Origin of the sequence: Bradyrhizobium sp. 170 (assembly GCF_023101085.1) — a bacterium.
Classification (GTDB): Bacteria; Pseudomonadota; Alphaproteobacteria; order Rhizobiales; family Xanthobacteraceae; genus Bradyrhizobium.
The window spans coordinates 981,498-997,742 of record NZ_CP064703.1 but is presented as its reverse complement, the minus strand read 5'-3'; the positions used below and the strand labels follow the sequence as shown (position 1 = coordinate 997,742).

The 16,245-nt window shown below is 63.6% G+C and carries 22 protein-coding genes and 1 pseudogene; 3 read left to right on the top strand and 20 right to left on the bottom strand.

Annotation, left to right across the window (positions count from 1 at the left end; genetic code table 11):
- Positions 1–30 precede the first annotated feature (30 nt).
- On the top strand, positions 31–468 hold the full coding sequence (locus IVB05_RS04720) for a hypothetical protein (protein ID WP_247783286.1): 438 nt from the start codon (positions 31–33) through the stop codon (positions 466–468).
- Positions 469–576: 108 nt separating this feature from the next.
- On the opposite strand, the gene IVB05_RS04715 is transcribed toward IVB05_RS04720, so the two are convergent.
- The 5 genes from IVB05_RS04715 to IVB05_RS04695 all read right to left on the bottom strand — a co-directional run bounded on the left by IVB05_RS04715 (position 577) and on the right by IVB05_RS04695 (position 4,101).
- Entirely contained in the window at positions 577–990 is a 414-nt protein-coding gene (locus IVB05_RS04715) for a VOC family protein (protein WP_247783285.1), read from the bottom strand.
- Between the two features lie 168 nt (positions 991–1,158).
- Positions 1,159–1,695, bottom strand: coding sequence for an SRPBCC family protein (locus IVB05_RS04710; RefSeq protein ID WP_247783284.1), 537 nt, complete (start codon positions 1,693–1,695; stop codon positions 1,159–1,161).
- A 30-nt stretch (positions 1,696–1,725) separates the two neighbouring features.
- Positions 1,726–2,139 carry a DoxX family protein gene (locus IVB05_RS04705; protein WP_247783283.1) on the bottom strand — a complete coding sequence of 138 codons (414 nt, stop codon included), beginning with the start codon at positions 2,137–2,139 and terminating at the stop codon, positions 1,726–1,728.
- A gap of 325 nt (positions 2,140–2,464) precedes the next feature.
- Entirely contained in the window at positions 2,465–3,736 is a 1,272-nt protein-coding gene (locus tag IVB05_RS04700) for an RNA polymerase sigma factor (RefSeq protein WP_247783282.1), read from the bottom strand.
- Positions 3,733–4,101 (bottom strand): YciI family protein, encoded by a 369-nt coding sequence (locus tag IVB05_RS04695; protein WP_247783281.1) that lies wholly within the window; start codon positions 4,099–4,101, stop codon positions 3,733–3,735. Before IVB05_RS04695 ends, IVB05_RS04700 begins: the two co-directional genes overlap by 4 nt.
- 475 nt (positions 4,102–4,576) lie before the next feature.
- Here IVB05_RS04695 and IVB05_RS04690 point away from each other — a divergent pair, with 475 nt between their 5' ends.
- Positions 4,577–5,542, top strand: a complete 966-nt coding sequence (locus tag IVB05_RS04690) for a glyoxylate/hydroxypyruvate reductase A (protein ID WP_247783280.1) — start codon at positions 4,577–4,579, stop codon at positions 5,540–5,542.
- Positions 5,543–5,687: 145 nt separating this feature from the next.
- On the opposite strand, the gene IVB05_RS04685 is transcribed toward IVB05_RS04690, so the two are convergent.
- The gene (locus IVB05_RS04685; RefSeq protein ID WP_247783279.1) at positions 5,688–6,113 is read right to left on the bottom strand and encodes a VOC family protein; all 426 of its coding nucleotides are present in this window, start codon (positions 6,111–6,113) and stop codon (positions 5,688–5,690) included.
- A 275-nt stretch (positions 6,114–6,388) separates the two neighbouring features.
- Positions 6,389–7,048 carry a TetR/AcrR family transcriptional regulator gene (locus IVB05_RS04680; RefSeq protein ID WP_247783278.1) on the bottom strand — a complete coding sequence of 220 codons (660 nt, stop codon included), beginning with the start codon at positions 7,046–7,048 and terminating at the stop codon, positions 6,389–6,391.
- A 108-nt stretch (positions 7,049–7,156) separates the two neighbouring features.
- Here IVB05_RS04680 and IVB05_RS04675 point away from each other — a divergent pair, with 108 nt between their 5' ends.
- On the top strand, positions 7,157–7,801 hold the full coding sequence (locus tag IVB05_RS04675) for a glutathione binding-like protein (RefSeq protein ID WP_247783277.1): 645 nt from the start codon (positions 7,157–7,159) through the stop codon (positions 7,799–7,801).
- A 102-nt stretch (positions 7,802–7,903) separates the two neighbouring features.
- Here the strand turns inward: IVB05_RS04675 and IVB05_RS04670 are convergent, their stop codons facing one another.
- The 13 genes and pseudogenes from IVB05_RS04670 to ruvC all read right to left on the bottom strand — a co-directional run bounded on the left by IVB05_RS04670 (position 7,904) and on the right by ruvC (position 16,070).
- Complete coding sequence (locus IVB05_RS04670) at positions 7,904–8,470, bottom strand: TetR/AcrR family transcriptional regulator (protein ID WP_247783276.1); 567 nt, start codon at positions 8,468–8,470, stop codon at positions 7,904–7,906.
- A 4-nt stretch (positions 8,471–8,474) separates the two neighbouring features.
- Positions 8,475–8,942: a nuclear transport factor 2 family protein gene (locus IVB05_RS04665; RefSeq protein WP_247783275.1), complete on the bottom strand. Its 468-nt coding sequence runs from the start codon at positions 8,940–8,942 to the stop codon at positions 8,475–8,477.
- A 68-nt stretch (positions 8,943–9,010) separates the two neighbouring features.
- Complete coding sequence (gene ybgC / locus IVB05_RS04660) at positions 9,011–9,466, bottom strand: tol-pal system-associated acyl-CoA thioesterase (RefSeq protein WP_247783274.1); 456 nt, start codon at positions 9,464–9,466, stop codon at positions 9,011–9,013.
- Between the two features lie 76 nt (positions 9,467–9,542).
- Positions 9,543–10,454, bottom strand: a complete 912-nt coding sequence (locus IVB05_RS04655) for a metallophosphoesterase (RefSeq protein WP_247783273.1) — start codon at positions 10,452–10,454, stop codon at positions 9,543–9,545.
- A gap of 94 nt (positions 10,455–10,548) precedes the next feature.
- Entirely contained in the window at positions 10,549–11,418 is an 870-nt protein-coding gene (locus tag IVB05_RS04650; protein ID WP_247783272.1) for a DUF6869 domain-containing protein, read from the bottom strand.
- A 164-nt stretch (positions 11,419–11,582) separates the two neighbouring features.
- Positions 11,583–12,245 (bottom strand): hypothetical protein, encoded by a 663-nt coding sequence (locus tag IVB05_RS04645; RefSeq protein ID WP_247783271.1) that lies wholly within the window; start codon positions 12,243–12,245, stop codon positions 11,583–11,585.
- A gap of 13 nt (positions 12,246–12,258) precedes the next feature.
- Positions 12,259–13,311 (bottom strand): Holliday junction branch migration DNA helicase RuvB, encoded by a 1,053-nt coding sequence (gene ruvB / locus IVB05_RS04640; protein ID WP_247783270.1) that lies wholly within the window; start codon positions 13,309–13,311, stop codon positions 12,259–12,261.
- The gene (locus IVB05_RS04635) at positions 13,308–13,754 is read right to left on the bottom strand and encodes a hypothetical protein (protein ID WP_247783269.1); all 447 of its coding nucleotides are present in this window, start codon (positions 13,752–13,754) and stop codon (positions 13,308–13,310) included. The genes ruvB and IVB05_RS04635 overlap by 4 nt, the downstream gene beginning before the upstream one ends.
- A 100-nt stretch (positions 13,755–13,854) precedes the next feature.
- Complete coding sequence (locus IVB05_RS04630) at positions 13,855–14,274, bottom strand: cytidine deaminase (protein WP_247783268.1); 420 nt, start codon at positions 14,272–14,274, stop codon at positions 13,855–13,857.
- Between the two features lie 47 nt (positions 14,275–14,321).
- Positions 14,322–14,405, bottom strand: a pseudogene (locus tag IVB05_RS43700) (Holliday junction branch migration protein RuvA); the annotation flags it as partial.
- Positions 14,406–14,437: 32 nt separating this feature from the next.
- Positions 14,438–14,932: a hypothetical protein gene (locus tag IVB05_RS04625; RefSeq protein ID WP_247783267.1), complete on the bottom strand. Its 495-nt coding sequence runs from the start codon at positions 14,930–14,932 to the stop codon at positions 14,438–14,440.
- A complete protein-coding gene (gene ruvA / locus IVB05_RS04620; RefSeq protein WP_247783266.1) occupies positions 14,929–15,546 on the bottom strand; it encodes a Holliday junction branch migration protein RuvA in 618 nt (205 codons plus the stop codon). Before ruvA ends, IVB05_RS04625 begins: the two co-directional genes overlap by 4 nt.
- A complete protein-coding gene (ruvC, locus tag IVB05_RS04615; protein WP_247783265.1) occupies positions 15,543–16,070 on the bottom strand; it encodes a crossover junction endodeoxyribonuclease RuvC in 528 nt (175 codons plus the stop codon). The genes ruvA and ruvC overlap by 4 nt, the downstream gene beginning before the upstream one ends.
- Positions 16,071–16,245 lie beyond the last annotated feature (175 nt).

Here is a 16,245-nt window from a genome sequence, read left to right as displayed (position 1 = left end):
GGGCAGACAATGCTGACGAAGGAACCGCGCATGCGAATAGCGGTCGTCAAGGTAGTCGTTGTCGCCGCCGCGTTATTCGCGGCGATCGCCCCTGCGCGGGCCGAGATACGCATTCTCGCCAGCCCCGGCGGACAGGTCGGTCCGTTTATCGCGCTATTCGATCGCGTGAACGCCTCCGGCGAACGGGTGGTGATCGACGGTCCCTGCCTGTCGGCCTGCACGCTGGTGCTGATGATGGTGCCGACTGAGCGCATCTGCGTGACGCGCCGCGCGGTGCTCGGATTTCACGCCGCGCGCTCGATCGACGGCCGCGGGCGAATATACGCCGAACCGGAAGCCTCGCGGGATGTGGAGGCAGCCTATCCGGCGCCGGTGCGGGACTGGATCGGCCGCCGCGGCGGATTGACGTCGCGGCTGTTGCTGCTGCGCGGACGCGAACTCGCCTCGATCTATCCGCGGTGCAAGTAGAGCTTCGTAGGGTGGGCAAAGGCGCTCTTGCGCCGTGCCCACCGCCTTCTGTGAGGCACCAATGGTGGGCACGCTTCGCTTTGCCCACCCTACGGCGCCGCGCCGCTGTTACATATCTTCCTTCGGGCAATTCACCATCCAGGGAATGCCGAACTTGTCGACGCACATGCCGAAGCCGTTGGAGAAGAAGGTCTTGCCGAACGGCATCCGCACCGTGCCGCCCTCGGCGAGCGCGTTGAAGCGGCGCTCGGCATCCGCGGGATCCTCGACCGCGAGCGCAACGGACATGCCCTGCGGCTGATGGTAGTCGCCCGGCGTCGCATCGGACGCCATCAGCACCTCGCCGTCGACGGTGACGCGGGCGTGCATGATCTTCGTTTTCCAGTCCGCCGGGACCGGCATGTCGGCAGGCCCGTCGCCATACGGCATCATCGCCTCGATCTGCGCACCCAGCGCCTTTTGATAGTACTTCAGCGCTTCCTCGCAATTACCGTTGTAGAACAGATAGGGATTGACCTGCATCGCTGGCTCCTTGGGTAAGTTTAATCAGTCACGGCGTTCCCCGGATGCAACGCAGCACGAAGTGATGCGCTGCTGTTCCGGGGTCTATGGGTCCCGGCTCTGCGTCGCATCACTGGCGTGCTGCGCCGCGTCCGGGACATGTTAGTATTGGCGCTCAAGCATTGGCGCTCATTTCTCGGTGAGCTTCTTCAGGCTGGCGAGGCCGGCTTCGAAATCCTTTCCGATCATGTTGTCCAGATTCATGAAGACCTGGATCAGCCTGGTCACGAAGCGTGCGGGACCATGCATCAGCCATGTGACATGGGTGCCATCGCCCTGCGGCAGCATTGTGAACTCGGCGGTGTTGTGGCCTTCGAACGGCGTGAAGAAATCGAGCTTGATGACGATCTTTTGCGGCGCGGAGACTTCGAGAATTTCCATGCGGCCGGAACCGACATTCTTGTCGCCGTCCCAGGCATAGACCGCGCCCTTGCCGCGCTCCGCACCACTAAAGGTGCGCTTCATCGCCGGATCCTTGTTTTCATACGGCGACCAGCTTCCCCACTGGTGAAAATCGTTGATCAGCGGAAAGATCGTTTCCGCCGGCGCCTTGATGTTGACCGAGCGCTGCACACGAAGAGTACTCGGCTTGGTCGCAGCGAGAATGAGGACTACGGCAATGGCAATCGCCAGTATGACGGCGATGATGACAATGACTTCAAACATGACTGGCTCCGTAAGCGATCGTTGAGTTAATCAGCGGTGGAACGGGATCAAGGCGCGCAGATTTCTGTCTCGCAGCCACAACCCGCCCCATAGCATCAGGCCGAGATAGAGCCCGAACAATGTATGGGTGAACAAGGGGCTGTCGATCCGCACATGCGAGGCGATCGCGCCGCCAAGATAGCCGGTGAGCAGGATCGCGCCGAGGATCGAGGTCGGCGGGATAGCATAGAGCACCGTGCAAACGATGGTGACGGCACCAAGGCCACGCATCAGCGCATCGCTTGAACCATAGCCCATCCTGTCCATGGTTTCGGTGACGATCGGCCACGGCACCAGCTTGATGGCGCCGTCGATCATCAGGAACACGATGACGAGGCCGGAGAGGATGCGGCCGGTCCAGCGCGCCGGCCTGGAGGCTGGAAGGGTCTCGGCGATGACGGTCATGATTGATCCCCGTGGTCTTGAATGGCTGCTCGGATTCAAGACGAACGAGGGGAGCGGGAACCGACAGGGAAGCGAAATTTTTTGCGGTGCTCGCCTTGTCCCTTCTCCCCTTGTGGGAGAAGGTGGATCGCTGACGCGAAGCGTCGGCGAGACGAATGAGGGGTCTGTCTCGGCGGAGAGAACCCCTCATCCGCCCTCGCTTCGCGAGCGCACCTTCTCCCATCGAAGTCGGATTTATCCGACTTCGACATATTGAGTGCCCAACTCGGGCAGACCCGAGTTGGGTGGGGGAAGGAAGAAAGCAAGGGGAGAAGGAATAAGAGACCTACTTCCCCGCCTTCTTGCCGAGGGGCTGGCTGTCGCGCTGGAGGCGGTCGAGGTGCATGCGGATGTGGGCGGCTTCGGCCGAGGTGTTCGCCAGCGCGATGGCGCGGTCGAAGGCGGTGCGGGCCTCGTCGTTGCGGCCGAGCTGCATCAGGAAGGCGCCGCGCACGCCGAAGAAATGAAAATAGTTCGACAGCCGCGCCGCCAGCGGCTCGATCATGTCGAGCCCGGCCTGCGGTCCCTTCACCTTGGATACGGCAACCGCGCGATTCAGCGTCACCACCGGCGACGGCTGCATGATCTCAAGGGCGCCATACAGCAGGTCGATCTGGGTCCAGTCGGTATCCTCAGGTCTCTCGGCGCGGGCATGCAGCGCCGCGATCGCAGCCTGCACTTGATAAGGCCCGCTGCGGCGATGGCGCATCGCCTTGTCGATCAGCGCCAGTCCCTCGGCGATGAGAGACTTATTCCATAGCGAGCGATCCTGATCGTCGAGCAGGATCACCGCGCCATCGGCGTCGAACCGCGCCGCGGCGCGCGCATGCTGTATCAGGAGCAACGCAGTCAGCCCCATGATCTCCGGCTCGCTCTGGAACAGCCGCAGCAACAGCCGGGCCAGACGAATCGCCTCCTCACACAAGGGGCTGCGAATCTCCGCGGTGTCGCCCGAGGCCGAATAGCCCTCGTTGAAGATCAGGTAGATCATGGCGGCGACGGAGGTGAGGCGTTCAGAGCGCTCCACCGCGCCCGGCGTTTCGAACGGCACGTCGGCGTCCGCCACGCGGGCCTTGGCCCGCGTGATGCGCTGCTCCATCGCGGCTTCCGAGACCAGGAAGGCGCGCGCGATCTGCTTGACCGTCAGCCCTGAGACGATACGCAGCGCGAGCGCGATCTGCTGCGTCGCCGGCAGGTCCGGATGGCAGCAGATGAACAGGAGCCGCAGGATGTCGTCGCGGTAGTGCGAGCCGTCGAGCCGCTCGGCCAGCTGTTCCTCCGCGTCATCGAGATCGGAGATCGCCTCGTCCTCGGGCAGCGGCTGCTGCTTCTTGCCGCGCCTGATATCGTCGATCGCGACATTGCGCCCGACCATGATCAGCCACGCCGCGGCATCGCGCGGCGGGCCGTTCTGCGGCCAACTCTTCAGCGCACGGAGGCAGGCGTTCTGAAAGGCCTCCTCGGCGGTGTCGAGATTGCGGAAATAGCGCAGCAACGCACCGACCGCCTGGGGGCGAGCCGAAGTCAGCGCGGCATCGATCCAGGCGGTATCGGTCACGGCTGCACACTCCCCGGCACAAACTGGCCGACGGGACGGATCTCGTAGGCACCGCCGGGATTGGCCGCGCCGAGATCGCGGGCGACGTCGAGCGCTGCGTCGAGGTCCTTGCAGTCGACGAGATAGAAGCCAAGCAACTGTTCCTTGGTTTCGGCATAGGGGCCGTCGAGCACCAGCGGCGGATCGTCCTTGCGCAGCGTGGTCGCAGCCGTGGTCGGCAACAGCCGCGCGACCGGACCGAGCCGGCCCTGCTTGGCGAGTTTGTCCTGCACGACGGCAAGCTTGTTCATGACCGCGGCGTCCTGTTCCTTGGTCCAGGAACCGACGGTGTCTTCGTCGTGATAGCAAAGGATGGCGTAAAGCATGGGGGCTAAGCATCTCCGTTGTCTTGATGACGAACGATTATGCCCTTAGCCGACAGGTGCGTCGAAGAAATTTTGGATTGTTCCGTCGCCGGTCAGGGACCGACGATCGGAGGCGGTGGCGGATTGAAGTGCCGGTAGGTATGGACGACCGCCTTGGAACAAAGAAGGCACACACAGAGAATGAGAATGATACACCTGACCGTTTTCACCTGACGGCCTCAACTTTCGTCCAGCCAAAGTCGCCGTAACTGTCCTGGGAGGCGAGCGCCGCCCAGGACATCACCGCTACGATGACGATTTTACGCATTACCAATAGACGCCATACTTGGCGGCGATCCGGAGCGCCTTCTGCTCGTCGGCTCGATCAATTTGCGCACGTGAAGGGCCTCCCTTGTTGGATGAAAGGAGGCTAGAGAAGCGGGTCGATCCGTTATGTGAGGCGGGTCACGCGAAACAGCCTGCGAAAGGAATGGCAATGAACAAGGGGGCGCTCGCGCTGCTGGTGCATGGCGGAACGGAAAACTGGTCGCCGCAGCGCTGGAAGAGCCGGTTCGACGACGTCTGCGAGGGGCGCCGCGTGCTGTTGCTGCCGGATGCCTCGTTCGATCCCGCGGAGGTGCATTACGCTGCGGTGTGGAAGCCGCATCCGGGCGAACTTGCTGCCTTCCCCAATCTGCGCGTCATCTTCAATCTCGGCGCCGGCGTCGATGCACTGATGGCCGATCGTTCATTGCCCGACGTACCGCTGGTGCGCGTGGCCGTCACCGACCTCACCGCACGAATGACCGAATATGTCGTGCTGCATGTGCTGATGCACCACCGGCAGGAGCCCTACTTGCGGGAGTCGCAGCGCGAAAAGCGCTGGGCGCCGAAATCGCAATGGGCGGCGGGCGCTGTTACGGTCGGCATCATGGGGCTGGGCACGCTCGGGGCTGACGCGGCCGATGTGCTCAAGCGCCTGGGCTTTCGCGTCGCGGGCTGGAGCCGGAGCCCGAAGACGATCGACGGCATCGATTGCTTTCATGGCGAGCAGCAGTTCGACGCGTTCCTGCAGCGGACCGACATCCTGGTCTGCCTTTTGCCGCTGACGCCGGAGACACGGCACATTCTCAACCGGGCACTGTTTGAGAAACTGAATCGCAAAAGTCCGCTCGGCGCGCCGGTGCTGATCAATGCCGGCCGCGGGGCCTTGCAGAACGAAGCCGACATCCTGCAATGCCTCGACGACGGCACGCTCAGTGGCGCCTCGCTCGACGTTTACGCCACCGAGCCGCTCCCCGTGGACAGCCGGTTCTGGACCCATCCGAAGGTGGTGCTGACCCCGCACAACGCCGCCGACACCGATCCCGACGAAATATCGAAATATGTCGCGCAGCAGATCGCGCGCTTCGAGGCCGGCGGCGCGCTGGAGAATGTGGTGGACCGTGGGCGGGGGTATTAAGACTCTAACGTCGTCCCCGCGAACGCGGGGACCCATACGCCGCGGCCTTGTCGTGTGCGGAGTCTCGGCCACCGCATCCCATCGATGGATCACGCGGTATGGGTCCCTGCTTTCGCAGGGACGACGTTGAGAGATCGCCCCGCCCTCACCCCTTCGCCGGTAGCGCGTGCGCAAAACTCCAGGAATGGCCGAACGGGTCCATGATGCGGGCGTAGCGCGCGCCCCAGAACGAGTCCCACGGCTCGAGCGTGACGGTGGCGCCGGCCTCCTTGGCGCGTTTCACCGCGGCGTCGCAGTTCTCGACTTCGAGATGCATGGTCACCGACGTGCCCTTGATCTGGTCCGGCGGAAACACCGCATCGACGCCATGGGAGCCGCGATGCTCGGGAAAGTCGTCCATGACGAATATTCGCGCACCATTGACCTGAATTTCCGAATGCATCAGCCGCTTGCCGTCCTCGGCCGGCATCCGGACGGTTTCGATGGCACCAAGCGCCTTCTTGTAGAATTCGAGCGCGGCATTGGCGTCGCGGACGACGAGATGGGGGGTGACGATCTGGACGGTAGTCATGGCTGCACTCCTGAGTTTTGGACAACGTCATGAAGACGAGCGAGGGCCCCCGAAGCCGACAGCGATCAGAAAGAAAGGTTGTCGTCCCTGCCTAGTGCGCAATTGCGCACGGGCGCAGGGACCCATACCGCGTGATCTCTCGATGAAGCGTGGTGGCTGACGCTCTCCGCAAGTCAACTAGGACTGTGGGCTACTGAAGCGAAGCCGTCGTGCCGCGTGCCCTTCTCAACGGCCGCGGCGTATGGGTCCCTGCTTTCGCAGGGACGACGCGGCGCTTATTTCGCCGTCCCGAGCATCACATCGAGCGCTCCGTTCACAATCGCCTCCAGCTCCTTGCGCGGCGTCCGGGCGCGGGCGCGGATCGCGATGGTGTGAATGGTGGCGGAGGCAAGTTGCGCCAGCACGACCGCGTCGGCGCTCGCCGGCAGCTCGCCCTTCTCCTTGGCGATCCGGAAACAGGCAGCAAAAGCCTTGTCGAGTTGGGTGAAGCCTTCCAGCACCATGGCGCGGATATCGGGATCGTGCACCGCCTCGGAGGCCGCGGTCATGACCGTAAAGCAGCCGCGCGGACCGGATTCGCCGGACAAATAGATGTCGAGCGCCACCGCATAGATCCGCTCGAGCCGCCGGCGGATCGGCAGCTCGTCACGGAAGACGTCGCCCATCGCCACCCGAGCGTCCTCGCGGTAGCGCCGGTAACTCTTGATGAACAGCTCGCGCTTGTCGCCGAACGCCCCGTAGAGGCTCGGCCGGTTCATGCCGGTGGCGGCGGAGAGATCGTCGAGCGACGTCGCTGCGAATCCATCCTTGCGAAACAGATCGAGCGCCTTGCCGAGCGCCACGTCCGGCTCATAGGCGCGCGGGCGGCCCCTGCGCTTGGGCGCCACGGGGTCGTCGATCTTCGTCACACGCGGCTTTTTACTTTTTTGTACCATTTCGCAATAAATTCCTTGACCGAGCTTATATTATGCGGAACAGTATAAAAATCAATCCCGCCCGCCCTGAGCGCCGGCCCGATTGATCAACCGCCAAGGAGGCAAACCATGGATCTCTATTTCTCGCCGCTCGCCTGCTCGCTGGCGACCCGGATTGCGCTGTATGAAGCCGGCGCTGAGGCCAACTATCTCGAAGTCGATCCCAAGACCAAGGTGGTGCAGAAGGACGGCTCGGACTTCCGCGCCGTCAACCCGCTCGGACTGGTGCCGACGCTGCGCACCGACGACGGAACGGTGCTGACCGAGAATGCCGCGATCCTGCAATATGTCGCCGACCGTTTTCCAAACGCCGGCATCTCGGCCGCCTCGGCTGAGGAGCGCAGCCGCCTGCATCAATGGCTCTGCTTCATCGGCACCGAACTGCACAAGGCGCTGTTCGTGCCGCTGCTCGACAAGACGGCGCCGCAGGAGGCGAAGACATACGCGCTGACCAAGAACCTGTCGCGGCTCGACTATCTCGAGAACTACCTGAAGGGCCGTGAATTCCTGCTCGATCACTTCAGCGTCGCCGATGCCTATCTCGTCACCATCATCAACTGGACGATGGCGACGCCGCCGGTCGAACTGGCGAAATGGCCTGTCGTGAAGGCCTATTACGAGCGGCTGCGCGCGCGGCCGAGCATCGCGAAGGCGGTCGCCGAGGAGTTCGAGATGTACAAGGCCGAACTCGCGCGGCACAAGGCGGCGGCGTAAGTTAAGCGTAGCCCGGATGTGGCGAAGCGAAATCCGGGGTAAACTCGCGCGACGTGCCGAGCCGTCCCGGATTGCGCTGCGCTCCATCCGGGCTACGAAACGTCAGACTGGCGGCGCCAGCAACCGCGCCGTCAGATCGCTCAACGCCCGGCGAAAGATTCCGGCGTCGTTGCGCGCCCGTGCCAGCACCAGCGCGCCCTGGATGGTCAACAGCGCATCCTCCGCGCGGCGCTGCGCCTGGCTCCTGCTCAATCCGGACCGCCGCAGCAGTGACGCCAGCGCAACCTGCCAGCGCGCAAAATAATCATCGACGCTTGTAGCAAACGTATCGCGCGCCGCCCCGAGCGCCACCAGCCCGACCAGACAGACACGATCGCCGGAATGAAAATACTGGTCGACGCCTGCGATCATCGCAGCGACGGCGCGCGCAGGGTCGGAGGCCTCGCGCAACGGCGCATAGATATTGAGTTCGAACCAGCCGTCGATGTCGGCCAGCACCTCGGTGGCCATCTGCTCCTTGCCGCCGGGGAAGAGGTGATAGAGGCTGCCCTTGCCGAGCCCGGTGGCCTCGGTGATCAGCGTCAGCGAGGCCCCCTCATAGCCATGCGCGCGAAACACCTCGCCGAGCGCGCGCAACACTTGGCTGCGCTCGACGCCCTTCTTCAGCATCGCGTCACAGCGGGTTCCCGCTTAAGCCCGCGACATCGGCCGGGCGCGGCCCCGGCGCCGGCCAGTGGAAGCGTCGCTCGCTCTCCTTGATGGCGATATCGTTGATGCTGGCCTCGCGCCGCCGCATCAGGCCGTGTTCGTCGAACTCCCATTGCTCGTTGCCATAGGAGCGATGCCACTGCCCGGCATCGTCGTGCCATTCATACTGGAAGCGCACCGCGATGCGGTTCTGGTCGAACGCCCAGAGATCCTTGATCAGGCGATAGTCGTACTCCCTAGCCCATTTGCGGGTGAGGAATTCGACGATCGCATCGCGCCCCTGGAAGAATTCGGCGCGGTTACGCCAGCGGCTGTCCTCGGTATAGGCCAGCGACACCCGCACCGGATCGCGCGAATTCCAGGCGTCTTCCGCCATGCGCGCCTTCTGGGCGGCGGTTTCGCGGGTAAAGGGCGGCAGCGGCGGACGCGACATGAGATATCTCCGGATTTGCGATCCCGGGATCATTGTACCGATCGGTACAAAGAGTCAATCGGCAACAATCAATCCGACGCCAGATCGGCCTTCATCAACTGCCGCAGCGATTTCGGGATCGGCTGCGCCCGGCCCTCGCTGATGAAGGCGACGCGCACCGCGGCCTTGACCAGCACCTCGTCGCCGCGCCGCACCTCCTGCGCCAGCGTGATCGAAGCGCCCTTCACCGCGACCGGCCATGTCACCACGTCGAGCACGTCGTCCATCCGCGCCGGCCGCAGGAAATCGAGCTGCATCGAGCGCACCACGAAGGCAAAGCCCGGCGTCTCCTCCTGCGCCTGTTCGAACAGCGCATGCTGCGACGCGCCCATCAGACGGAGATGATTGGTGCGCCCGCGCTCCATGAAGCGCAGGTAATTGGCGTGATAGACGATGCCGGAAAAATCGGTGTCCTCGTAATAGACGCGGACCTGCATGTGATGGCGGCCGTCACGGATCTCGCCGTCGAGAATGGGTGATGTCACTTGCGGTCCCTGATCGCGCTGGAAAGTAGTGGTTTTGCGCAAAATCAGCCCGGCACGCAAGCGCAGCGAGGTTCCGCTACGCCACCGCCGGCCTCGCCGCGCCCAGCGTCACCAGCACGATTTCCGGTGGTACCCCGAGACGGAACGGCATGATGCTGCAGCCGAGGCCGCCGGAGACCACGACGTCGCAGTTCATGCGGATGTGGCCATAGGCGAGCTGCTGCCCGGACGGCGAGATCGGCGACCAGCCCAGCATGCGCACCTGGCCGCCATGGGTATGCCCGGAGAGCTGCAGCGCCACGCGCGAGGGCACGCGCCTCGCTATGTCGGGCTCATGCGCCATCAAAACCACCGGCGCGTCGTCGGTGATTTTCGCCAGCGTCGCGCCGAGATCGTCGACGCCGATGCGCTTGAGCGGCCTGAAGCGGCGCGCCGGTATATACGCCAGCTGGTCGCCGAGACCGGCCAGCCAGAACGAATGGCCGTTCTTAGAGAGCTTCTTCGCGTCGTTTTCGTAAACCGGAATACCGGCGGCCTCCAGCGCGCGGCCTGCGGACGGCAATCCCTGCCCGTGGCGCTGCACTTCCTTGTCTTCCCACCAATCGTGATTGCCGAGCACGGCGTGCACTCCAAGCGGCGCCTTCAGGCCGGCGAGTACCCGCGCCCATTCGGCATCGGGAATGAAGCGTGTCACCTTGCGGTGTCCGGCCACATAGTCGCCGAGCATGACGACGATGTCAGGCTTGAGCGCATTGGTGCGTTCGACGATCTCCTGGACATGATCGAGCGACATCCAGGGATCGCAGGCATGGAGGTCGGCGATCGCTGCGATCCTGAGCTTCAACCCTGCCGGCCATTGCGGCGGAGAAAGGTCGTACCGGACGACGCGAAGCCGCAGGAGCGGGGCGCTGAATCCGTAGGCGGTGGTCGAGACGCCGAGCGCGCCCAATCCACCCATGGCTTTCAGAAAATGACGGCGAGTTAACATGTGATCCAATCGTGATGCAGCGCAAACATGGTGGCGGATTGAGCCTGAATTGCGGTGCGTTTGTGCAGAACGTCAGCAGAGCTCCGGCAGCTTCTCACCAGCGGTGCTGCCCCACCAGCGCATCCAGACACGCCTTCAGCTCGTCGGGCGCGCGGTAATACCAGACGCCGCCGAGCAGATCACGGAAGCGCTTGTTCGCAGAAGCCTCGCGCTCGATCCGGTCGATCGTTTCCATGCTGATGACGTCCTCGAGCGGACCGGCGGCGAGCAGCGACAGCATCACCGGGTTGGTCTCATTCTTAAGGATTTCGACGGTGAGGTCGATTGCCTTATCGGGGTACTCCTCCCGCAGATCGCGCTCGTAGTCCATCATGGCGAAGAAATTGTCGTCGCGGTCGCGCTCGGATTTCGAATATTGCTCGACCCAGGCGCGCGCCAGTTCCGGCACCGACATGGCTTCGCAATCCAGCGGATGTTTTGGCGTCCGGCGCGCGCGTTCATCACGACGGTAAGCCTTGGTATTGGCGATTGCCTCGATGCGGCTCTTGAACGGCTCGTCGGGTCCAAAGCGAATTCCGCCGAGCAACCAGCGCAGCCGCGCATTATGTTCCGCCTCGGCTTCGATCCGGCCGATCACGGCAGCGCCATGCGCATAGAGCAGCGACAGCATGAACTTGTCGTTGAGCTGCATCACCGTCGGCTTGTCGGGTTCGGAGCGCAACACTTCCAGCGCGAGGTCGAACGCGCGATCCGGCCGCTTGTGCGGCAGATGGTCGAAATAGGGGAACGCCGACCAGGCGGCGCCAGTCTTGTCGCGTCGGCTCAGGCGCTGCAGCGTGCCCCACATCGAGGCGAGCTCGGAGATCGACATGGCGTCGAGAAAAATTTCGGTATCGTCGGGCGTCGCCAGTTCCGGCGCCGCCGCGATGAGCGCCAGCATGTCAGCGTCTTCGGTCGAACCCATAGCTATTGCACTCCACGGCAAGCAGACCCGAAGCTGATGCGCGCCCGGCGTTTGCCCTTAGTGCATCGCCGCAGCGATCGGGTTCGAAGCGATCAGTCGTCGCTGTCGCCGTTGCCGAACAGGCCGAACTGCGCGGGATCGCGCGGGATTGCGCGATCATCTGTCTACGGCGCGGTTCGACGTGAGCCGCGCTTGAGGAGAACGCCCGCCCAGATCAACTGGATAAGCAGAAAGAGCGGCCAGGCGAACCAACCCCAGAGCCAGCAAACCTGCGACCCGCACGCCTTGAACCCGATTTCAGGGCGGATAATCAAATTAATGCCTTCACCGTCGAGCTTTGGACCGACGGTTGCCACTTCGATGCGTATATCATTGATACCGGGTCGGAGAGCGAGGCCAAAGTTTGTCGGCGGCCATTTCCATATCCCAGGCGCTTCATTCAACTCCGCAACCAGATCGCGGCGAGTATGGAACTGATTATGGCTGCTCTTCGGCAACGCCGAATATGCAGTCGGGATTTCTGATAGCTCCGACGATGCCTTGAGAAGTATTTCCGTGCCGGGATTCGGAAATTCCAACCGACCAGTGGAGCGCCAATCGCCCTTAACTCCGGACTCGCCAAGCTCGGGCCTGTGGGTATGCGTCTCGCTGAACTCCAGCTCCATCCGCAGCCTATCGTGTCCAAATCTAAATAGCTCCTGGTTGACGATGAAGCCGGCCGAAAGCACGATGGGAATAGACACGGTGCGGCTGGCGATATAGCCGCTTACGAAGTACACGCTCAGCACCAGCGTTGTCACAAGCCAGATCAACCACGCTGCGCGCAAGGAAAGGCCTCCCTCAATCTTCGTCGCTGTCGCCGTTGCCGAACAGGCCGAACTGCGCGGGATCGCGCGCGGGCTCGGCGAGGCCGAGATGGCGGAAGGCGTGCGAGGTCAGGAGCCTGCCGCGCGGGGTACGCTGCAAATAGCCGCACTGGATCAGGAACGGCTCGATGATGTCCTCGATGGCGTCGCGCGGCTCCGACAGTGCCGCCGCCATGGTCTCGACGCCGACCGGCCCGCCGCCGTAGTTCAGCGCGATCGTCGTGAGATAGCGCCGGTCCATGGCGTCGAGGCCGGCGGCATCGACCTCCAGCGCGCTCAGCGCGTGGTCGGCGATGGCGCGGTCGATGGAGCTTGCGTCGGCTGCGGAGGCAAAGTCGCGCACGCGGCGGAGCAGGCGGCCGGCGATGCGCGGCGTGCCGCGGGCGCGGCGCGCGATCTCGTTGGCGCCATCGGGCGTCATGCCGATATTGAGCACGCGCGCGCCGCGGGTGACGATCTTCTCCAGCTCTTCCTCGGTGTAGAAATTCAGCCGCACCGGAATGCCAAAGCGGTCGCGCAACGGATTGGTCAACAGCCCTGCGCGCGTGGTGGCGCCGACGAGCGTGAACTTTGCGAGATCGATCTTGACCGAGCGTGCCGCCGGACCTTCGCCGATGATGAGGTCGAGCTGAAAGTCTTCCATCGCGGGATAGAGCACTTCCTCGACCGCCGGGCTGAGGCGATGGATTTCGTCGATGAACAGGACGTCGCGCTCTTCGAGATTGGTGAGCAGCGCCGCGAGATCGCCGGCTTTTGCAATGACGGGACCGGAAGTGGCGCGAAAGCCGACGCCGAGTTCGCGGGCGACGATCTGCGCCAGCGTGGTCTTGCCGAGGCCGGGAGGACCGACGAACAGCACGTGATCCAGCGCCTCGCCCCGCTTGCGCGCGGCCTCGATGAAGATCGAGAGATTCTTGCGCGCCTGCGCCTGCCCGACGAACTCGGACAGCAATTGCGGACGCAGCGCGGTGTCGCCGACATCGTCGGAACGGCGCTCGGGGGTAACGATGCGGGGGGGAGGATTCATGCCACCCTCGCAAACCGGCGCGTCAGGCGCCAGCAGATGACCGATGCGATAAGCGACGGGATAAGAAAAATGAGGAAGCTCTCCATCGGCACATTGATCAGGTCGCGCGCCGATCCCATTGCAATCATGTCGATCAGCGCCAAGTTCAGGATTGTTGCACCCGCCGCGGCCGCCAGGGGCACCAATATCGAGTTGTGGCGGAAGCCGATGGCAGCAACAGCGTGGACAATGCCTGCAAGAAGCGCGGGTGCCGCGAAGAAGGCATAGGAATAGATCACTATTGTTACTATCCAGGCAAGAAGCGGCGGGCCGAAATCAAACTTCATCCACCAGCCTACGATGCCGAAAATGGGCGGCCAAACGAGCAGAAAGATCGCAACGATGGATGCGAAGCGCCACGCCGCCGAGAGCGATCCATCTTTGCCGACAAAAAGTGTCGTCATAGTCACTTCGCCAGTTCCTTCAGCCCCAAGCGAACAAGCCGCGCGGTGTCACCGACATCATCGGAACGTTGCTTGGGCGTGACGATGCGGGAGGGCGGGTTCACTCACTGCCCCGCTTGTACTTGTTGGGCAGGAGTTCGCCGATGGTCACGACTTTCGGCGCACGGCCGTTGTCGGGGACGATGACCCGCGCGTTGGCGTCATAGTCGTGGATCAGTTCGCGACAGATGCCGCAGGGCGAGACCACCGCGATCTTGCCGGGCTCACCGGGCTTGGGGTGACGCACGGCGACGATGGTTTCGATACCGTGGTCGCCGGTTTCGGTGATGGCACGGCCGATGGCGATCGCTTCGGCGCAGACCGCGATCCGGCCGATATAGGCGTCGATATTCACGCCGGTGACGATACGGCCGTCGCGGGTGCGCATGGCGGCGCCCACCTCCTGCCACTTGTTGCGATAGCGCTGGCTGATAGCTTCGGTGGCGACGGCGATCAGTTCCTCGTCGTTGTTGCTCAGCATGGTGGAGAATGCATTCCTTTGTCAGTCGGTGGCCGGCCGACGCCAGTCTATTTCGACAATTCCTTCAAGCCCAGCGGGATCAGTTGTGCGGTCTCGGCTTTCTCGCCGGCGCTGCGCTGTGTCGCCGACACCGTCGGAACGGCGCTCAGGGGTAACGATGCGTTCATGCCCGGACCTGCTGGTCTGAGCGGCGGCGGAACGGCCACAGCACACTGTTACAGACCAGCCAGCAAAATATCGTGCTGCCGACATGCAGGACGAGGAATATCGACAACCTTTCCCAGGCCGGCGGACTCGCGCTCTTTACCATCACGAAGACGGCGTATGCCACGGTCACGAACAGCGATCCAAGAAAGACCGGGCGGAAGGGTACCAATCCGGTTCGCGATGCCGCTTGAGCAATCATAGCCACGAAAGCCAGGAACAGCGCCTGCACACCGCCGGCAATATAGGCAGCGATCGAAAAAAAGCCGAACACCCGCAAATAGGCCGAGAGATTGTAGCTAGCGGCAGGCTGACCATACCCGAAAAACATTCCCGTTACCCATATCAACAGGAAGCCGAGCGGCGGGCCGGCTGCGAGAAAGATCAGGAACACCAGCGCTGTCTTCGGCGTAAACCCCACCGCGTCGCTCACATTGTCCGTCGCGTCGCTCACTTCGCGAGCTCCTTCAGCCCCAAGCGAATAAGCTGCGCCGTCTCCGCATTCTCACCCGCGCTGCGCGAGGCGGCCGCGATGGCGGCGGCGGCCTGCGGCTGGCCGTAGCCGAGATTGACCAGCGCGGAGATCGCGTCGGTGACCGGGCGCGGCGCGCGCTGATCGTCGATCGCGCCGGCAAGGTGCACCACGGCGGGATCGACATTGGCGAACGCCGGCGCCTTGTCTTTCAGCTCGCTGACGATGCGTTCGGCAACTTTCGGGCCGACGCCCGGCGTGCGCGACACCGCGGCCTTGTCGCGCAGCGCGATGGCATTGGCGAGTTCGGCCGGCGGCAGCGTCGAGAGCACCGCGAGTGCGACCTTGGCGCCGACGCCCTGCACGGTCTGCAACAGGCGAAACCATTCGCGCTCGAGGTCGCTGCGGAAACCGAACAGTTTTATCTGGTCCTCGCGGACATAGGTTTCGATAGAGAGCACCGCCGCCTCGCCGGGCGACGGCAGCGCCTGCAGCGTGCGCGTCGAGCAATGCACCTGATAGCCGACACCGCCGACGTCGAGGATCACGTAGTCCTCGCCGTAGGAGTCGATCAGGCCTTTCAGTTTGCCGATCATAGGCTGGCCACCTTCAGCCGCAGCGCTGCGCCCTGGCGGTGATGGGCATGCGTAATCGCGATTGCGAGCGCGTCCGCGGCATCGGTGGATTTCGGCTCGGCTTTCGGCAGCAGGATCTTCAGCATCACCGCGATCTGGTTCTTGTCGGCATGTCCCGCGCCGACCACGGTCTTCTTGACCTGATTGGGCGCGTACTCCGCAACCGGAATGCCGAACATCGCGGGCGCGAGCATGGCGACGCCCCTCGCCTGGCCGAGCTTCAGCGTCGCGACGCCGTCCTTGTTCACAAAAGTCTGCTCCACCGCGGCCTCCGCCGGCCTGAAATCGCCGAGGACTGTGGCGAGCCCCTCGTGGATCGCCAGGAGGCGGCTGGCCAGCGGCAGATCGTCCGGCGGCTCCACCGAACCGCAGCCGATGAAGACGAGACGGTTGCCCTCGGTCTCGATCACGCCCCAGCCGGTGCGGCGCAGGCCGGGGTCGATGCCGATGATCCGGACGGGTTGGCGAATCGGTGGGAGTGTCATGGCGTAGTGATAACGCCAGAGCCGGGTGAACGAAACATAAAGAGAACGGAAATCCCCGGGATACGGGGGCTGGCCCCCAGCGCTCGCAAGCCGCAATCACCGAACCGTCGTCGTCCCTGCGAAAGCAGGGACCCATACGCCGCGGCCCCAATTGTACTGGAAGGCGTCAGTCATC

Excerpts from the sequence above, each read along its gene's own strand:
- IVB05_RS04720 (WP_247783286.1), top strand. The coding sequence starts at position 31 with ATGCGAATAGCGGTCGTCAAGGTAGTCGTTGTCGCCGCCGCGTTATTC.
- IVB05_RS04715 (WP_247783285.1), bottom strand. The coding sequence starts at position 990 with ATGCAGGTCAATCCCTATCTGTTCTACAACGGTAATTGCGAGGAAGCG.
- IVB05_RS04710 (WP_247783284.1), bottom strand. The coding sequence starts at position 1,695 with ATGTTTGAAGTCATTGTCATCATCGCCGTCATACTGGCGATTGCCATT.
- IVB05_RS04705 (WP_247783283.1), bottom strand. The coding sequence starts at position 2,139 with ATGACCGTCATCGCCGAGACCCTTCCAGCCTCCAGGCCGGCGCGCTGG.
- IVB05_RS04695 (WP_247783281.1), bottom strand. The coding sequence starts at position 4,101 with ATGCTTTACGCCATCCTTTGCTATCACGACGAAGACACCGTCGGTTCC.
- IVB05_RS04690 (WP_247783280.1), top strand. The coding sequence starts at position 4,577 with ATGAACAAGGGGGCGCTCGCGCTGCTGGTGCATGGCGGAACGGAAAAC.
- IVB05_RS04685 (WP_247783279.1), bottom strand. The coding sequence starts at position 6,113 with ATGACTACCGTCCAGATCGTCACCCCCCATCTCGTCGTCCGCGACGCC.
- IVB05_RS04680 (WP_247783278.1), bottom strand. The coding sequence starts at position 7,048 with ATGGTACAAAAAAGTAAAAAGCCGCGTGTGACGAAGATCGACGACCCC.
- IVB05_RS04675 (WP_247783277.1), top strand. The coding sequence starts at position 7,157 with ATGGATCTCTATTTCTCGCCGCTCGCCTGCTCGCTGGCGACCCGGATT.
- IVB05_RS04670 (WP_247783276.1), bottom strand. The coding sequence starts at position 8,470 with ATGCTGAAGAAGGGCGTCGAGCGCAGCCAAGTGTTGCGCGCGCTCGGC.
- IVB05_RS04665 (WP_247783275.1), bottom strand. The coding sequence starts at position 8,942 with ATGTCGCGTCCGCCGCTGCCGCCCTTTACCCGCGAAACCGCCGCCCAG.
- IVB05_RS04655 (WP_247783273.1), bottom strand. The coding sequence starts at position 10,454 with ATGTTAACTCGCCGTCATTTTCTGAAAGCCATGGGTGGATTGGGCGCG.
- IVB05_RS04650 (WP_247783272.1), bottom strand. The coding sequence starts at position 11,418 with ATGGGTTCGACCGAAGACGCTGACATGCTGGCGCTCATCGCGGCGGCG.
- ruvB (WP_247783270.1), bottom strand. The coding sequence starts at position 13,311 with ATGAATCCTCCCCCCCGCATCGTTACCCCCGAGCGCCGTTCCGACGAT.
- IVB05_RS04635 (WP_247783269.1), bottom strand. The coding sequence starts at position 13,754 with ATGACGACACTTTTTGTCGGCAAAGATGGATCGCTCTCGGCGGCGTGG.
- IVB05_RS04630 (WP_247783268.1), bottom strand. The coding sequence starts at position 14,274 with ATGCTGAGCAACAACGACGAGGAACTGATCGCCGTCGCCACCGAAGCT.
- ruvA (WP_247783266.1), bottom strand. The coding sequence starts at position 15,546 with ATGATCGGCAAACTGAAAGGCCTGATCGACTCCTACGGCGAGGACTAC.
- ruvC (WP_247783265.1), bottom strand. The coding sequence starts at position 16,070 with ATGACACTCCCACCGATTCGCCAACCCGTCCGGATCATCGGCATCGAC.